The sequence below is a fragment of the Nonomuraea sp. NPDC049400 genome (genome assembly GCF_044466425.1).
In the GTDB taxonomy this organism is placed as follows: domain Bacteria; phylum Actinomycetota; class Actinomycetes; order Streptosporangiales; family Streptosporangiaceae; genus Nonomuraea.
Genome location: NZ_JBITMP010000014.1, coordinates 1 through 15,868 on the forward strand (window position 1 = coordinate 1; position 15,868 = coordinate 15,868).

Here is a 15,868-nt window from a genome sequence, read left to right on the forward strand (position 1 = left end):
AAATCAATCCGAGCTATCCGTCAAAAAGACGGGGTCATGCATGTATCTCATGCACTGGCTTTTAACACACTGTTGAGTTCTCAAGAAACGGACGCGTACATCTTCGCTCACACCTTCTGGCGTTCGCTCGGAGGCGTACCGTTCGTTTTCCTAAAATTTACCCAGTTTGCCGTTTCCTGTCAAATCCGAGGATTTGCTGGAAGCCGGTCATACCTGGCTAGGATCGTGCACCCCGTTTCCGGGGCAACCCTCTCAACTTACCGTGTCATCCAAGGCGTGTCGAATCAACCGATTTTCCGGCGAGTTCAACGCACCCGACGACGACCTCATGCGGGAGCACGCCGAAGCAGCTCCGCCGAGTGGCTCGTCATTTCAAGGGGCTTGCGCGGGGGCCCGTCCGCCTGAGTGGCGTCCGGCTCGCTCCCGGCGCGAACTGAAAGACTAGGTCGCGATCCGCGCCACGTCAAATCGCCTCGCCAAGCGGGCCGTCATCGCCCGGCGGAGCAGGGCTCGCGACCGCCCGGCAGCGCCCAGCCAGGCGGGCTCCGTCACCGCTCAGCCAAGCGGGCTCGTCACGCCCGGCCAAGCGGGTCCGCCAGCGCTCAGCCAGGCGGGTCCGCCACCGCCCGGCCAGGCAAGTCCCCGTCACCGCCCAGCCGGACAGGCTCGTCACAGTTGCTGGGCGGCGCGGGTGATGGCCTCGCCGCACCGAGCCAACAGGTCCCGCAGAGTCTTGCGCTCCTCGGCGCTGAACTCGGCCGCGATCGTCCGCTCGACCACCACGGCCCGCTCGTCCGCCGCCTCAAGCGCCGCGCGCCCGGCCTCGGTCAGCCGGGTCTCCAGGACATTGCGGTGCCAAGGGTGCGGCGAGCGCTCGATGAATCCCCGCTCCTCCAGGTTCTTCAGCACAACGGTCATGGCCTGGGGCGTCACCAGACACGCTCGTGCCAGCGCGGCGCCCGAGATTCCGGGGTTGTCGGCCAGCGCGAACAGGGCAGCGTACTGGGGAACGGTCAGCCCCGCAGGCCGGATGGCGGCCTGCTTTGCGGCGATCAGGGCCTGCTCGGCGCGCTTGATGTCGAGTCCGAGGCGTTCGTCCGCAGGCATCCCCATGCCAGAGATGGTACAACATTGATGGTTATCAAAGCTTTGATAGTCCACCCACAACGATGAACGAGAAAGAGGCGTGATGATTCCCGAGAGCCACCTGGACCTGCTGCACCGGCCGTTGTTCGCCCATCTGGCGACGATCGGGCCGGACGGGGCGCCCAACGTGAATCCGGTCTGGACGATCTGGGACGGAGAGCACTTGCGGTTCACGACCACGACGGACCGTCGCAAGTATCGGAACGTCATGGAACATCCGCAGGTAGCGGTCTCCATCAACGATCCGGAGAAGCCGTACCGCTATGTGGAGATCCGTGGCGTGGTCGAGCGGGTCGAGCCCGATCCGTCGGGCGACTTCTTCGACGTGCTGGCCAACCGCTACGGCCTGGAGTACGAGCGCCCGGTCGGCGATGCCGAGCGGCGAGTGGTGATCGTTATGAAGCCGACACGCACCACCCAGCAGTAGCCGGCCGAACGCGTATCCTGCCCCGGTGACCACAGCCGCCACACTCGCTCCCCCCGCCCGTCCCGCCGAACGACTCCGCACGTCCACCCCATGGTGGATGGCATTGCTCGCCGGGGCCGCGGCATTCACCGGGACGGGCTCCGCCACCCTGAACGGCGACGAGCTGGCCACCATCAGCGCCGCTTCCCGGTCACTGCCGGGCATGTGGGAGCTGGCCCGCCACATCGACGGGCACTTCCTCCCGTACTACCTGTTCATGCACCTCTGGGCTAAGGCCGGCACGGCGGAGCTGTGGTTGCGGTTGCCGTCGGCGGTGGGGATCGGCGTGGCGGCCTGGTTCCTGGTCGACCTGGGCAGGCGGCTGCACAGCACACGAGCGGGGGTGATCGCGGCCGCTGTCTTCGCGATCCTGCCCTCGGTGTCCTACTTCGGGGCCTTCGCCAGGCCGTACGCGTTCGCCGCGGCGGCCGTCGTGTTCTCGTTCTGGGCGCTGCACCGGGCGATCGAGCGGCCGGACGGAAGGCGGTGGGCGCTGTACGGGATCGCGGTCGCGCTCGTGTGCTGCACCCATCTGTTCGCCGTGCTCGTGTTCCCCGCTCAGCTGGCACTGGCGCGCCGGGGCTGGGTGGTGCGCATGCTCGCGGCGCTCTCGGTCGGTTGTCTGCCTGCTGTCGTGCTGGGGTTGGTCGGGTTCGGGGAGCGGCACGCGATCAGCTGGATTCCGCAGCGCGGGCCGGAGGTGTGGCTGAAGTTCCCGAAGATGGCGGCGGGGGCGAACGGGCTCGGGGTGATGTTGTTCGCGATGGCGCTGGCCGGCGCGGTGCTGCTGTGGAGAGCCGCGCGCGGGCAACGGACCGCGGACCCGCGAACGGGCGGCCTGCCCGCGGAGGCGTGGGTGACTGACCGGGCGCAGGTCACCGACCGGGCGCAGGTCACCGACCAGGTGTGGATGGCTGGCCGGGCGTGGGTGTTCGCGCTGGTCGGGTGGCTGGTCCTCCCTCCCGTGCTGCTGCTCGCCGTCTCCCAGCTCGTGACGCCCGTCTATGTGGACCGGTATCTCTTCGTGACCGCGCCCGCGCTGGCGCTGCTGGCCGGGCTCGCCGTGGCGTCCCTCCCCCGGCTCCACGTGGTGGCCGCGGCGGTGGTCGTGCTGCTGGGGTGCGCGCTGTCGTTCCAGGAGCACATGACGGTACGTGAGGAGAACGGGCGGTTCGAGAACATCCCGTGGGCGCTGCGCGTCATCAAGGCCGAGCCCGATGACGCGATCGTCTACGGGCAGAGCCAGCTCCGCACCGGTTTCGAGTACTACGCCGACTCCGCGATGCCCGTGGACGTGCTCAAGGCCGGCGACGTGCCCTCGCCGGACGGTTTCGGGTATCCCGAGCGGTCCGACGTGGACGCCGCCTTGGAAGGGCGGGACCGGGTCTGGGTGGTCTGGCGCGGAAGCAAACAGTCGGCGATTCCACGGGTGGCGGAAGTGCGGAAGGCGGGGTTCCGGCTGAGCGTGGCCAAGCACTCCGCTGATCTGCCGGGGCTGACGGTGGCGCTGTTCACCCGCCGGTGAACGCGACGAGTGGGCGCTGTTCACCCGACCGTGAACACGACGGGTGGGCGCTGTTCACCCGACCGTGAACACGACGGGTGGGCGCTGTTCCCCTGCGGGTGAACGCGAAAGCGGGCCCTTCCATCCCGGAAAGGCCCGCTTCTGCCGAGAGCTAGGAGCCGGCGACCTCGACGCCGCCGATCGACTTCTTGCCGCGCCGGAGCACCATGAACCGCCCGTGCAGCAGGTCCTCGGAGATCGGCACGTACGCCTCGTCGGTGATCTTGACGTTGTTGAGGTACGCCCCGCCCTCCTTCACAGCACGCCGGGCCGCCGACTTCGACTCCACCAGCCCGCTGTCGGCCAGCAGGTCCACGAACGGCACCCCGAGGGCGGGAATCTCGGCCTTGGGCACCTCGGCCAGCGCCGCCCCAAGGGTGGAGGCGGGCAGGTCTTCCAGTGCGCCCTGGCCGAACAGCGCCTTCGAGGCGGCCACGACCGCGTCGAGCTCCTCCTTGCCGTGCAGCAGCTCGGTGAGGTCCTCGGCCAGCGTCCGCTGCGCCTCGCGGGCGAAGGGGCGCTCGGCGACGGCCTTCTCCAGAGCCTCGATCTCCTCACGGCTCTTGAACGTGAACACCTTGAGGTAGTGGATCACGTCGCGGTCGTCGGAGTTGAGGAAGTACTGGTAGAAGGCGTAGGGCGAGGTCATCTCGGGGTCGAGCCAGAGCGCGCCGCCCGCCGTCTTGCCGAACTTGGTGCCGTCGGCCTTCGTGATCAGCGGCAGGGTGAGCGCGTGGACGTGCCCGCCCTCGATGCGGCGGACCAGGTCGGCGCCCGCCGTGATGTTGCCCCACTGGTCGCTGCCGCCGATCTGCAGCGTGCAGTTGTAGCGGCGGTAGAGCTCGAGGTAGTCGTTGGCCTGCAGGATCTGGTAGCTGAACTCGGTGTAGCTCAGCCCCTCCCCCTGCAGCCGCGCGGAGACGGACTCCCTGGCCAGCATGCGGTTGACCGGGAAGTGCTTGCCGATGTCGCGCAGGAAGTCGATGGCGCTCAGCTCGCCGGTCCAGTCGAGGTTGCTGACCATGCGGGCGGCGTTCGGCTGGGCGTCGAAGTCGAGGAAGCGGCCGACCTGCCCGCGCAGGCGCTCCACCCATTCGGCGACGACCTCGGTGGCGTTGAGCGAGCGCTCGGTGTTGCGCCCGCTCGGGTCGCCGATCAAGCCGGTGGCGCCGCCGACCAGACCGATCGGGCGGTGCCCCGCCAACTGCAGGCGGCGCAACGTGAGCAGCGGCACGAAGTGCCCCACATGCAGGGAGGGGGCGGTCGGGTCGAAACCGGAATAGACCGTGATCGGTCCCTTGGCCATGGACGCGCGCAGGGCGTCGAGGTCGGTGGACTGAGCGATAAGCCCTCGCCACGCGAGGTCATCGAGAATGTCGGTCACGGTGCCGGCTTTCCATTGAGACGTTGGACATTAAGTATGACAAGCGTGCCCGATCGCCCGGGTTGACCGCCACTTGGATACGCTCTGTCTCCATGTGGAGGGTCCGTCGCGAGCTGGCCGTTTTCAAGATCTTAGGGGCTCTGGCGTGTGCCGGGCTCGCCGTCTACTGGTGGCTCCAGGGCGACGTGCGCGGCGTGATCCTGGCCGTTCCCGCGGCCGTGCTGATCGGCGCGATGGGGCTGCGCGACCTGATCGTCCCCGTACGGCTGGCCGCCGACGAGAGCGGGATCACCGTGGTGCACGGGTTCGCGGGCAAGCGGCACGTGCCCTGGGAGGCGATCTGGGACATCAAGGTCGACGTACGCAGGCGGTGGGGGTTGCGGAGTGAGATGCTCGAGATCGACACCGGCGACAACCTGCACATCTTCAGTGCTCACGAGCTGGGCGCCTCTCCCACGGAGGTGGCCGCGGCGTTGCGGCGGCGCGGCACGTGAGGGCGGTACGGCGACACGGTCGGGTCGCCGTCGATCCAGAACCGCCACGGGGTGTCCTTGGCGGTCGAGATGCCGGTGCGCGGGCCTGACCTGATCGAGGCCGGGTCGGCCGGGCGGCCCTCCAGCACGGCCGCCGCTCCGTGGGGCACGCCGGTCAGCCGGTGGCCGGAGGCGAAGGGGGCCTCGCCGGGGAGCGCCCGCGCGGCGTCCCCGATCGCGTCGAGGCCGTTGTGCTCGCGGAGCAGGCCGAGGACGACGGCCAGCCTGGCGGGGCCGCGCGCCAGGTCCCGATCGGGGATCGTCCTGCTGCGTGCCGCTGTGCCGTCGCCCCTGGAAGAGCGGCCGTCGCCCGTGGCGGAGCGCCGGGCGCGGGCCTCCTCGATGCCTGCCACCACCTCGCCCGCCCGCAGCAGCACGGCCGAGCCGAAGCCGTCGGGCAGGCACACGAGGTTCGCGCAGAAGTGCATGCCGTAGGTGAAGTACACGTACAGGTGGCCCGGGGGGCCGAACATGACGGCGTTGCGCGGAGTCTTGCCCCGGTAGGTGTGGGCGGCCGGATCCTCGCCGGGGCCGCCGTACGCCTCGACCTCGGTCAGGCGCACGGCGACAGGGCCGTGCACGAGCACGCGCCCGAGCAGGTCGGGCGCCACTTCGTGCGACGGCCTGTCGAAGAAGCTCCGCGGCAGCGCGGCGGGGCTCAGCTCCCCGCTGCCCATGCCGCCTGCGCGTCGACCGCCTCCCTGAGCGCGATGAGCTGGTCGCGTACGCGGTCAGGGGCGGTGCCTCCGTGAGCCTTGCGGGCGGCCAGGGCGCCGGGCACGTTGAGCACGTCGCGCACGTCGGGCGTCAGGTGCGGCGACACCTTGACCAGCTCGTCGTCCGTGAGCTCGCCCAGGTCCTTGTCGTTGACCTGGCACCACACCACGAGATGGCCGACCGCCTCGTGGGCCTCGCGGAACGGGACGCCGCGGCGGACGAGCAGCTCGGCCAGGTCGGTGGCCAGCGCGAAGCCGTCGGGGGCCGAGGACTCCAGCCGGGCGGTGTTGACGCGCATGGTCGCGACCAGCCCGGCCATCGCGGGCAGGACCAGCAGCAGGGTGTCGACCGCGTCGAAGACGGGCTCCTTGTCCTCCTGCAGGTCGCGGTTGTAGGTCAGCGGCAGGCCCTTGAGCGTGGTCAGCAGCGACATCAGGTTGCCGATCAGGCGTCCGGACTTGCCGCGGGCCAGCTCGGCGACGTCGGGGTTCTTCTTCTGGGGCATGATCGACGAGCCGGTGGAGTAGGCGTCGTCCATCTCGATCCAGCGGAACTCCTGCGAGGCCCACAGGACAATCTCCTCGCCCAGCCGCGACAGGTGCACGCCGATCATGGCCGCGTCGAACAAGAACTCCGCCGCGAAGTCGCGGTCGGCGACGGCGTCCATCGAGTTGGGCGCGGCGGCCGAGAAGCCCAGCTCCTCCGCCACGGCCTGCGGGTCGAGCGGCAGCGACGAGCCCGCCAGCGCCCCCGCGCCGAGCGGGGAGATCGCGGCGCGCTTGTCCCAGTCGGTCAGCCGGTCGATGTCGCGGGCGAAGGCGTGCACGTGAGCCAGCAGCTGGTGGCCGAACGACACCGGCTGCGCGTGCTGCAGGTGCGTCATGCCGGGCGCGGCCGTCTCGGCGTGCTGCTCTGCCTGCGCCATGAGCGCGGTCTCCAGCTCGACCAGGCGCGAGACGACCGTGCGGGCGTGGTCACGCAGATAGAGGCGCAGGTCGGTGGCGATCTGGTCGTTGCGTGAGCGCCCGGCGCGCAGCTTGCCGCCGAGCGAGCCGAGCCGCTCGAGCAGGCCGCGCTCCAGCGCGGTGTGCACGTCCTCGTCGGCGACCGTCGGCCGGAACTCGCCCGCCTTGCAGGCGCGCTCCAGGTCGTCGAGCGCGCCGATCATGCGCTCGAGCTCGTCGTCGCTCAGCAGCCCCGCCCTGTGCAGCACGCGCGCGTGCGCCCTGGACGCGGCCAGGTCGTACGGCACGAGCCGCCAGTCGAAGTGCACGCTCACCGACAGCCGGGCCAGCGCGTCGGACGGGCCGCTCTCGAAGCGCCCACCCCACAGCCGCATCGGCTTGCCATCACTCACCGTCATCTCCTTCGTGTCCCCCCGGACCATAGTGCAAGTCACCCCTTCTTTGCGTCTCGCGCGGCGGCGATCTTAGAGGTACGGGATGGCGGCCGAGGTATCCAGGCCGCCGGAACACGCCAGTACCGCTCTTTCCGGCATTTCACTTTCTCCAGGTACGGGTCTCGATGCTTGGCGCTCAGCCGCGCCGGTCGGCTGTCTTCAGCAGCGCGTCCGCGACCGCCTGGCCGCCCGTCGGATCGCGGCTGATGACGAGGATCGTGTCGTCGCCGGCGACCGTGCCGAGGATCGACTCCCAGTCGGCGTGGTCGATGGCGGAGGCCAGGAACTGGGCCGCGCCCGGCGGGGTTCGCACGATGACCAAGTTGGCCGAGGCCTCGGCACTGACCAGCAGCTCCTCGGCGATGCGGTGCAGCCGCGCGGCCGGGGACTCGCCGGTGCCCAGCCTGGTGAGCGGGATCCGGCCGCCGCCCTCGCCGGGCAGGGCGTACACCAGGGAGCCGTCGTCGGCGCGCAGCTTGAGCGCGCCGAGCTCGTCGAGGTCGCGCGAGAGCGTGGCCTGGGTGACCTCGACGCCGCTCTCGGCGAGCAGCTTGGCGAGCTCCGGCTGGGAGCGCACGGCCTTGCGCTGCAGCAGGTCGGTGATCTTCGCCTGCCTGGCCGCCTTGGTCATCGGAATGGTCACGAGTCCTCCGGCCTCATGACCGAGTCGCTGTGCTTACTGGTGCCCTCGCTCCGCGAGGTCACGTGTGTCACCAGCCAGTGGAGGAGTGCCTTCTGGGCGTGCAGCCGGTTCTCCGCCTGGTCCCACACGGCGCTCTTCGGGCCTTCGAGCACCTCTTCGGTGATCTCGTAGCCGCGGTAGGCCGGCAGGCAGTGCAGCACGATCGCGTCCGGCGCGGCGTGCTCGAGCAGCTCGGAGTTCACCTGGTACGGCTTGAGCACGGCCACGCGCTGCTCCTTGCCGTCCTGGCCCATCGACACCCACGTGTCGGTGGCGATCACGTGCGCTCCCTGGACGGCGGCCACCGGGTCGGACAGCGAGATCACCGAGCCGCCCGTTCTGGCCGCGATGGCGGCCGCCTGGTCGAGGATGACCGCGTCCGGCTGGTAGCCCGCCGGGGCGCCGATCCTCACGTGCATGCCCGCGGTGGCGCCGCCGAGCAGGTAGGAGTGGGCCATGTTGTTGGCGCCGTCTCCCAGGTACGTGAGCGTGACCCCGGCGGTCCTGCCCAGCTTCTCCTGGACCGTCTGCAGGTCGGCGAGGATCTGGCAGGGGTGGAACTCGTCAGTGAGCGCGTTCACGACGGGCACCCGGGAGTGGGCGGCCATCTCGTCGATGAGCTCCTGCCCGGTGGTCCGCCAGACGATGGCGGCGACCTGCCGGTCGAGCACCCTGGCGAGGTCGGCGGTGGGCTCGCCGCGGCCCATGAGGACCGAGACGTTGTCCACGACCAGCGGCAGCCCGCCGAGCTCGCCGATGCCGGTGTGGAAGGAGACGCGGGTGCGGGCCGACGGCTTGTCGAACAGGACCGCGACGGTCTGCGGGCCCTCGAACGGGCGGTAGCCGAACCGGTCCTTCTTCATGGCCGCGGCGAGCTCCAGAACCTGGGCCTGCTCGGCGGGCGTGAGGTCGTCGTCCCTGAGGAAGTGTCTGATTTGCGCCGAGTCCGCGCCGTGTCTGACGCTCATTTGGCCGCCTCCTCGAGGATGGCCGGGTACGCGGCCACGAACGTGTCGATCTCCTCCGCCGTGACGACCAGCGGCGGCGCGATGCGTACGGCGTCGGGCTGGAGCGCGTTGACCAGGAAGCCGGCGCTCTGGGCGGCCTTCTGGACCTCGGCCGAGCGGGGCTCGCTCAGCACGGTCGCCAGCCACAGGCCACGCCCGCGCACGCCCTTCAGCAGTGGGTGGCCGATCGACTCAAGGCCGTTGCGCAGCCGCGCGGAGGCCGACTTGACGTGGTCGAGGTCGAGGTTGTCGAGCACGGCCAGCGCCGCGGCGCACGCGACCGGGTTGCCGCCGAACGTCGAGCCGTGGTCGCCCTTGGCGAAGAGCCTGCCCGCGTCGCCGAACCCGATGCAGGCGCCGATCGGCAGCCCGCCGCCCAGCCCCTTGGCCAGGGTCAGGATGTCGGGGGTGACGCCGTCGGCCTGGTGGGCGAACCAGTGGCCGGTGCGGCCGATCGCGGACTGGATCTCGTCGGCCACCAGCAGGGCGCCGGTCGAGTCGCAGATCTCGCGGGCCGCCTCGAAGTAGCCCTCGGGCGGCGGCACGACGCCGGCCTCGCCCTGCGTGGGCTCCAGGAACACCGCGATACAGTCGCCGGTCACGGCTTCCTTGAGCGCGTCGGCGTCGCCGTACGGGACGAAGCGCACGTCGATCGGGAACGGGCCGAACTGGTCGCGGATCGACGCCTTGCCGGTCAGCGACAGGGCGCCGATCGTGCGGCCGTGGAAGCCGTTCTCGGCGGCGACGAAGTAGGAGCGGCCCTCGCGCTTGCCGTACTTGACGGCGAGCTTGTACGCGGCCTCGTTGGCCTCGGTGCCGGAGTTGGCGAAGAAGACCTTGGCCGGGGCGTTCAGCAGGGCGAGGAGCTTCTCGGCGAGCAGCACCTCCGGCTCGTGCAGGAACAGGTTGCTGGTGTGCGCGATCTTGGCGACCTGCGTGGACACGGCCTCGACCAGGGCGGGGTGGGCGTGACCGAGCGAGCTGGTCGCGATGCCGCCGATGAAGTCGAGGTATTCCTCGCCGTCCACGTCCCAGACGCGGGTGCCCTCGCCTCGTGCCAGCGCGACCGGCGGGACGCCGTAGTTGGGCATAAACGCCTCTTCGAACCTCTCGTGCAGGTTCATCAGGGCATCACCATCGTTCCGATTCCCTCATTGGTGAAAATCTCCAGCAGCAGTGAGTGTGGCACGCGGCCGTCGAGCACATGGGCGTGCGGGACGCCGCCCTGGACCGCGGTCAGGCAGGCCCCCATCTTGGGGACCATGCCGCTGGACAGCGTGGGCATGAGCGTCTCCAGCTCGTCGGCGTTCAGCTGGTCGATCACGTCGGTGTCGTCGGGCCAGTTGGCGTACAGGCCCTCGACGTCGGTGAGGACGATCAGCTTCTCCGCCTGGAGCGCCACGGCCAGTGCGGCGGCGGCGGTGTCGGCGTTCACGTTGTAGATCTCCCCGTCGTCTCCGCGCGCCACGCTGGAGATGACCGGGATGCGGCCGTCGTCGATCAGGGCACGCACGGCGCCCGGGTCCACCTTGATGATCTCGCCGACCTGGCCGAGGTCCACGGGCTCGCCGTCCACGATCGCGTGCTTGCGCACGGCCGTGAACAGGTGGGCGTCCTCGCCGGACATGCCGACGGCGAACGGGCCGTGCCGGTTGACCAGGCCCACGATGTCGCGGTTGACCTGGCCGACCAGGACCATTCTGACGACCTGCATGGCCTCCGGCGTGGTGACCCGCAGCCCGGCGGTGAACGTGGACTCGATGCCCAGCTTGTCGAGCGCGCTGCTGATCTGCGGGCCGCCGCCGTGCACGACGACCGGGCGCAGGCCCGCGTGCTGCAGGAAGACGACGTCCTCGGCGAAGCCCTGCTTGAGCGACTCGTCGGTCATGGCGTTGCCGCCGTACTTGATGACGACGGTCGCGCCGTGGAAGCGGGTCAGCCAGGGCAGCGCCTCGATCAGCGTCTCGGCCTTGGTCTGCGCGGTGGTGGCCCTCATGAGGAGTACGCCGAGTTCTCGTGCACGTACTCGGCCGTCAGGTCCGTGGTGTGCACGGTCGCGGTGTGCGGGCCGGCCGACAGGTCGATGGTGATCGTCACATCCCTGGGGCGCATGTCGACCTTGGAGCGGTCGTCGCCGACCGCGCCGCCCCGGCAGATCCAGATGCCGTTGATGGCCACGTTGAGGCGGTCGGGCTCGAACACCGCGTCGGTGGTGCCGACGGCGGCCAGGACGCGGCCCCAGTTGGGGTCCTCGCCATGGATGGCGCACTTGAGCAGGTTGGAACGGGAGACCGCGCGGCCGACCTTGACCGCGTCCGCCTCCGAGTCGGCGCCGACGACCTCGATGGCGATGGCCTTGGAGGCGCCCTCGGCGTCCACCAGGAGCTGCCTGGCCAGGTCGGCGCAGACCTCCAGCACCTTCTGCTCGAACTCGGCGAGGTCCGGCTTGACCCCGGAGGCGCCGCTGGCCAGCAGGAGCACGGTGTCGTTGGTCGACATGCAGCCGTCGGTGTCGAGGCGGTCGAACGTCTGGGCCGTGGCCTTGCGCAGCGTGGCGTCGAGCTCCTCGCTGGTCAGGTCGGCGTCCGTGGTGATCACGCAGAGCATGGTGGCCAGGGCCGGGGCGAGCATGCCCGCGCCCTTCGCCATGCCCCCGACCATGTAGCCGCTCCCCCGCCGGAACGAGATCTTGGAGACGGTGTCCGTGGTGCGGATGGCGTCCGCGGCGGCCAGGCCGCCGTCGCGGGAGAGCTGGGTCGAGGCGGTCTCGACGCCGGACAGCAGCGCGTCCATCGGCAGCCGCTCGCCGATCAGGCCGGTCGAGCAGACCGCGACCTCGCCCGCGGAGTCCTCGAGCACCTCGGCCACCTTCTCGGCGGTGGCGTGGGTGTCCTGGAAGCCCTCGGGGCCGGTGCAGGCGTTGGCGCCGCCGGAGTTGAGCACCACGGCTCGCAGCCGCCCGCCCGCCAGGACCTGCTGCGACCACAGCACGGGGGCGGCCTTCACGCGGTTGGCGGTGAAGACGCCCGCGGCGGCCCTGCTGGGCCCGTCGTTGACGACGAGGGCTAGGTCGCGGGCGCCGCCGGACTTGATCCCGGCGGCGACACCCGCGGCTCTGAAACCGAGTGGAGCAGTAACACTCACGCTGCCTCCTTCGTCGGCAGCGTGAGTGTTACTGAACACTCGTGCTTATTGGTTCGTTCGCTGCGCTCTCTCACGGTGCGACTCCTGTCAGGGGAAGGCCCAGCTCTTCCGGCAGGCCGAGTGCGAGGTTCACGCTCTGGACGGCGCCTCCGGCCGTGCCCTTGGTGAGGTTGTCGATGGCGATGACGGCGACCACGCGGCCCGCGCGCTCGTCGAGCGTCACCTGCAGGGCGGCGGTGTTGGCACCGTAGGTCATGGCGGTGGCCGGCCAGACGCCCTCGGGCAGGAGCTTGACGAACGGTTCCGCCTTCAGCGCGACCTCGTACGCCGTCCGCAGCGACTCCTTGGTGACGCCGGGCGCGGCGGGAGCGGTGCAGGTGGCGAGGATGCCGCGGCTCATGGGGGCCAGCGTCGGGGTGAACGAGACCCGCACCGGGGACCCGGCGACGGCCGACAGGCCCTGCTCCATCTCGGGGGTGTGCCGGTGCACGCCGCCCACGCCGTACGCGCTGACCGAGCCCATGACCTCGCTGCCGAGGAGGTTGGGCTTGAGCGACTTGCCCGCGCCGCTGGTGCCGCTGGCGGCCACCACGACCACGTCCGGCTGGGCGAGCCCCGCGGCGAAAGCGGGCCACAGGGCGAGCAGGACGGAGGTCGGGTAGCAGCCGGGGACCGCGATGCGGGTGGCCGACTTGAGGATCTCCCGCTGGCCGGGCAGCTCGGGCAGGCCGTAGGGCCAGGAGCCGGCGTGCTCGCCGCCGTAGAACTCCTGCCAGGTGGCAGCGTCGGTGAGCCGGTGGTCGGCGCCGCAGTCGACCACCACCGTCTCCTCGCCCAGCTGGGCGGCGACGGCGGCCGAGTGGCCGTGCGGCAGGGCCAGGAAGACGACATCGTGGCCGGCCAGCGTGTCAGCGGAGGTGTCCTCGATGACGCGGTCGGCCAGTTGCGGCAGGTGGGGCTGGTGGGCGCCGAGGCGGCTGCCCGCGCTGGACGCCGCGGTGAGCGCGCCGATCTCGAACTCGGGGTGGCCGAGCAGGATGCGCAGCAGCTCCCCGCCCGCGTAGCCGCTGGCTCCCGCGATCGCTGCCCTCATCAGAACCCCTCCTGCATGTTCATGCATAACACCTCATGACCTTGCTGTTGAAGATAATGCACTGCAGAGGATGAATATGCAAGCTGGGGTGCACATCCGCAGTCCGTTGCAAGTGAGCGACAAATGGGCTGGGAGACGATCGGCGCATGACCGAGTACTTGCCCGATCTTTCCTTCGCGACCCCTGACAGAACGAGGCGCGGTCCCGGGCCGGTGGGCCGGGTCGTCCTGGTGCTGCTCTGGCTGGCGATCGGGGTGCTGCCGTCGGTCCTCGCGATCCCGGACATCCGGCTCGCCACCGGCCGGACGGGGACGCCGGGCACGTTGCGCGTCGTCTCGTGTGCGGATCTGGGCCAGGGCCGGTACGACTGCAGGGGGCGGTTCACGCCCGACTCGGGCGGGCCGGTCGTGGCGGTGGCGGCCTCGCCCGACTCGGCCGCCGGAGAGGTGACGCGGGCCCGGCTCACGCCGGAGGGCGACCGCGCGGTCCCGGCCGGGACGAAGGGGGTCCTGGCGGCCTTGACGCTGCCGGCGGTCGGGTTCGGCGGGCTCGGGTTCCTGCCGTACGTGATCATGTACTGGGCGGGCGCGCGCAGGGGGCGGCGGGCCGCCGTGGCCGGGGGTGTCCTGGTCACGGCGGCCGGAGCCGCGCTGGCGGTGGTCGGGATGGTGGCGGCCTACTCCTGAGCTGTCAGCGCAGGAACGCCGCGGCCACGCCCGCGTCCACCGGGATGTGCAGGCCCGTGGTGTGGGTCAGGTCGTTGCCGGTGAGGGCGAAGACGGCGGCGGCCACGTGCTCGGGCAGGACCTCGCGCTTGAGCAGGGTGCGCTGCGCGTAGAACTCGCCGAGCTTCTCCTCCTCCACCCCGTAGACGGCCGCCCGGTTGGCGCCCCAGCCGGAGGCGAAGATGCCGGAGCCGCGTACCACGCCGTCGGGGTTGATGCCGTTGACGCGGATGCCGTGCGCGCCCAGCTCGGCCGCCAGCAGCCGCACCTGGTGCGCCTGGTCGGCCTTGGCGGCGCCGTAGGCGACGTTGTTCGGGCCGGCGAAGACGGCGTTCTTGGAGGAGATGTAGACGATGTCGCCGCCCATGGCCTGGGTGATCAGAACCCGGGCGGTCTCGCGGGCGACCAGGAACGAGCCCCTGGCCATCACGTCGTGCTGGAGGTCCCAGTCGTCGAGGGTGGTCTCCAGCAGCGAGCGGGACAGCGACAGGCCGGCGTTGTTGACGACCAGGTCGACGCCGCCGAACGCCAGCACCGCCGCGCGTACCGCCTCGGCGATCTGCTCCTCCGAGGTGACGTCCACCGCGACCGCCACGGCGACGTCGGACACCCGGTAGGCGGCCGCGCCGAGCTCGGCGGCGACCTTCTCCGCGGCGGCCAGGTCGCGGTCGGCGACCACCACGCAGGCGCCCTCCGCGGCCAGGCGGCGGGCGGTGGCCGCGCCGATGCCCGAGCCGCCGCCGGTGACCAGCGCCACGCGGGTCGCCAGGGGCTTGGGCTTGGGCATGCGGCGGAGCTTGGCCTCCTCCAGCTCCCAGTACTCGATGCGGAACTTCTCCGACTCGGCGATGGGGGCGTAGGTGGAGACGGACTCGGCGCCGCGCATGACGTTGATGGCGTTGACGTAGAACTCGCCGGCCACGCGCGCGGTCTGCTTGTCCTTGCCGAACGAGAACATGCCGACGCCCGGCACCAGCACGATCGCCGGGTCGGCGCCCCGGATGGCCGGGGAGTCGGGGGTGGCATGCCGGTTGTAGTAGGCGGTGTAGTCGTCGCGGTAGGCGGCGTGCAGCTCGCGCAGCCGTTCGACGGCCTGCTCGAGGGGCGCGTCCGGCGGCAGGTCGAGGACCAGCGGCGCGACCTTGGTCCGCAGGAAGTGGTCGGGGCAGGACGTGCCCAGCGCGGCCAGGCGCGGGTGCTCGGCGCGGGAGACGAAGTCCAGCACCTCGGGCGTGTCGGTGTAGTGGCCGACGACGCGGACGTCCGTGGCGGCCAGGCCCCTGATGTAGGGGAACAGGGCGGCGGCGCGCTCGTGGCGCTCCGCCTCGGGCAGGGTGTCGTAGATCACCGAGCCGAACGGGTCGGGGCGGCCGTGCTCGGCCAGGTACGCCTCGGCGGTGCGGATGATCTCCAGCGAGCGCGACTCGCACTCCTGCGACGTCTCGCCCCAGGCGGTGATGCCGTGGCCGCCGAGGATGCAGCCGATGGCCTGGGGGTTGGCCTCCTTGATGGCGGCGATGTCCAGGCCGAGCTGGAACCCGGGGCGCCGCCACGGCACCCACACCACCCGGTCGCCGAAGACGCGCCTGGTCAGCTCCTCGCCGTCGGCGGCGGTCGCGAGCGCGATGCCGGCGTCCGGGTGCAGGTGGTCCACGTGCCCGGCCTCGACCAGGCCGTGCATGGCGGTGTCGATCGACGGCGCGGCCCCGCCCTTGCCGTGCAGGCAGTAGTCGAACGCGGCGACCATCTCGTCCTCGCGCTCAACGCCCGGGTAGACGCCCTTGAGCGCGCGCAGCCGGTCGAGGCGGAGCACGGCGAGCCCGGACTCCTTCAGCGTGCCGAGGTCGCCGCCGGAGCCCTTGACCCAGAGCAGCTCGACCTCCTCACCGGTGACCGGGTCGGGCGCGGCGCCCTTGGCCGAGGTGTTGCCGCCCGCGTAGTTGGTGTTGCGCGGGTCGGCGCCCAGGCGGTGAGAGCGTTCCAGCAGTTCTTTCACGACATCCATGAT

At 70.9% G+C, this 15,868-nt stretch carries 15 protein-coding genes; 4 read left to right on the plus strand and 11 right to left on the minus strand.

The genetic code is table 11. From position 1 onward, the window contains the following. Positions 1 to 669: 669 nt before the first annotated feature. Positions 670 to 1,113 carry a MarR family winged helix-turn-helix transcriptional regulator gene (locus ACIBVN_RS22960; RefSeq protein ID WP_397139424.1) on the minus strand — a complete coding sequence of 148 codons (444 nt, stop codon included), beginning with the start codon at positions 1,111 to 1,113 and terminating at the stop codon, positions 670 to 672. Between the two features lie 76 nt (positions 1,114 to 1,189). Here ACIBVN_RS22960 and ACIBVN_RS22965 point away from each other — a divergent pair, with 76 nt between their 5' ends. Further along, positions 1,190 to 1,573 (plus strand): PPOX class F420-dependent oxidoreductase, encoded by a 384-nt coding sequence (locus tag ACIBVN_RS22965; RefSeq protein WP_397139426.1) that lies wholly within the window; start codon positions 1,190 to 1,192, stop codon positions 1,571 to 1,573. Positions 1,574 to 1,598: 25 nt separating this feature from the next. Then, positions 1,599 to 3,137, plus strand: coding sequence for a glycosyltransferase family 39 protein (locus tag ACIBVN_RS22970; protein ID WP_397139428.1), 1,539 nt, complete (start codon positions 1,599 to 1,601; stop codon positions 3,135 to 3,137). A 151-nt stretch (positions 3,138 to 3,288) separates the two neighbouring features. Here ACIBVN_RS22970 and tyrS read toward each other — a convergent pair whose 3' ends face one another. Next, positions 3,289 to 4,560 (minus strand): tyrosine--tRNA ligase, encoded by a 1,272-nt coding sequence (gene tyrS, locus ACIBVN_RS22975; RefSeq protein ID WP_397139430.1) that lies wholly within the window; start codon positions 4,558 to 4,560, stop codon positions 3,289 to 3,291. Positions 4,561 to 4,652: 92 nt separating this feature from the next. Between tyrS and ACIBVN_RS22980 the strand changes: the two genes are divergently transcribed. After that, positions 4,653 to 5,054 (plus strand): PH domain-containing protein, encoded by a 402-nt coding sequence (locus ACIBVN_RS22980; protein WP_397139432.1) that lies wholly within the window; start codon positions 4,653 to 4,655, stop codon positions 5,052 to 5,054. Here the strand turns inward: ACIBVN_RS22980 and ACIBVN_RS22985 are convergent. The 8 genes from ACIBVN_RS22985 to argC form a co-directional block, all read right to left on the minus strand. After that, positions 4,994 to 5,770 carry a DNA-3-methyladenine glycosylase gene (locus tag ACIBVN_RS22985; RefSeq protein ID WP_397139434.1) on the minus strand — a complete coding sequence of 259 codons (777 nt, stop codon included), beginning with the start codon at positions 5,768 to 5,770 and terminating at the stop codon, positions 4,994 to 4,996. The two genes, ACIBVN_RS22980 and ACIBVN_RS22985, sit on opposite strands and share 61 nt — an antisense overlap. Then, positions 5,752 to 7,173 (minus strand): argininosuccinate lyase, encoded by a 1,422-nt coding sequence (argH, locus tag ACIBVN_RS22990; protein WP_397139436.1) that lies wholly within the window; start codon positions 7,171 to 7,173, stop codon positions 5,752 to 5,754. The genes ACIBVN_RS22985 and argH overlap by 19 nt, the downstream gene beginning before the upstream one ends. A gap of 172 nt (positions 7,174 to 7,345) precedes the next feature. Beyond that, entirely contained in the window at positions 7,346 to 7,840 is a 495-nt protein-coding gene (locus ACIBVN_RS22995) for an arginine repressor (protein ID WP_397139832.1), read from the minus strand. An 8-nt stretch (positions 7,841 to 7,848) separates the two neighbouring features. Beyond that, complete coding sequence (gene argF, locus ACIBVN_RS23000) at positions 7,849 to 8,859, minus strand: ornithine carbamoyltransferase (RefSeq protein WP_397139438.1); 1,011 nt, start codon at positions 8,857 to 8,859, stop codon at positions 7,849 to 7,851. Continuing rightward, positions 8,856 to 10,022, minus strand: coding sequence for an acetylornithine transaminase (locus ACIBVN_RS23005; protein WP_397139440.1), 1,167 nt, complete (start codon positions 10,020 to 10,022; stop codon positions 8,856 to 8,858). Before ACIBVN_RS23005 ends, argF begins: the two co-directional genes overlap by 4 nt. Further along, positions 10,022 to 10,894, minus strand: coding sequence for an acetylglutamate kinase (argB, locus tag ACIBVN_RS23010; RefSeq protein WP_397139442.1), 873 nt, complete (start codon positions 10,892 to 10,894; stop codon positions 10,022 to 10,024). Before argB ends, ACIBVN_RS23005 begins: the two co-directional genes overlap by 1 nt. Then, entirely contained in the window at positions 10,891 to 12,042 is a 1,152-nt protein-coding gene (gene argJ, locus ACIBVN_RS23015) for a bifunctional glutamate N-acetyltransferase/amino-acid acetyltransferase ArgJ (protein WP_397139444.1), read from the minus strand. The genes argB and argJ overlap by 4 nt, the downstream gene beginning before the upstream one ends. 70 nt (positions 12,043 to 12,112) lie before the next feature. Next, on the minus strand, positions 12,113 to 13,135 hold the full coding sequence (gene argC / locus ACIBVN_RS23020; protein ID WP_397139446.1) for an N-acetyl-gamma-glutamyl-phosphate reductase: 1,023 nt from the start codon (positions 13,133 to 13,135) through the stop codon (positions 12,113 to 12,115). Positions 13,136 to 13,281: 146 nt separating this feature from the next. On the opposite strand from argC, the gene ACIBVN_RS23025 reads away from it, so the two are divergent. Beyond that, the gene (locus tag ACIBVN_RS23025; protein WP_397139448.1) at positions 13,282 to 13,821 is read left to right on the plus strand and encodes a hypothetical protein; all 540 of its coding nucleotides are present in this window, start codon (positions 13,282 to 13,284) and stop codon (positions 13,819 to 13,821) included. 4 nt (positions 13,822 to 13,825) lie between these two features. Here the strand turns inward: ACIBVN_RS23025 and ACIBVN_RS23030 are convergent, their stop codons facing one another. Beyond that, positions 13,826 to 15,865, minus strand: a complete 2,040-nt coding sequence (locus tag ACIBVN_RS23030) for a bifunctional aldolase/short-chain dehydrogenase (RefSeq protein WP_397139450.1) — start codon at positions 15,863 to 15,865, stop codon at positions 13,826 to 13,828. Positions 15,866 to 15,868 lie beyond the last annotated feature (3 nt).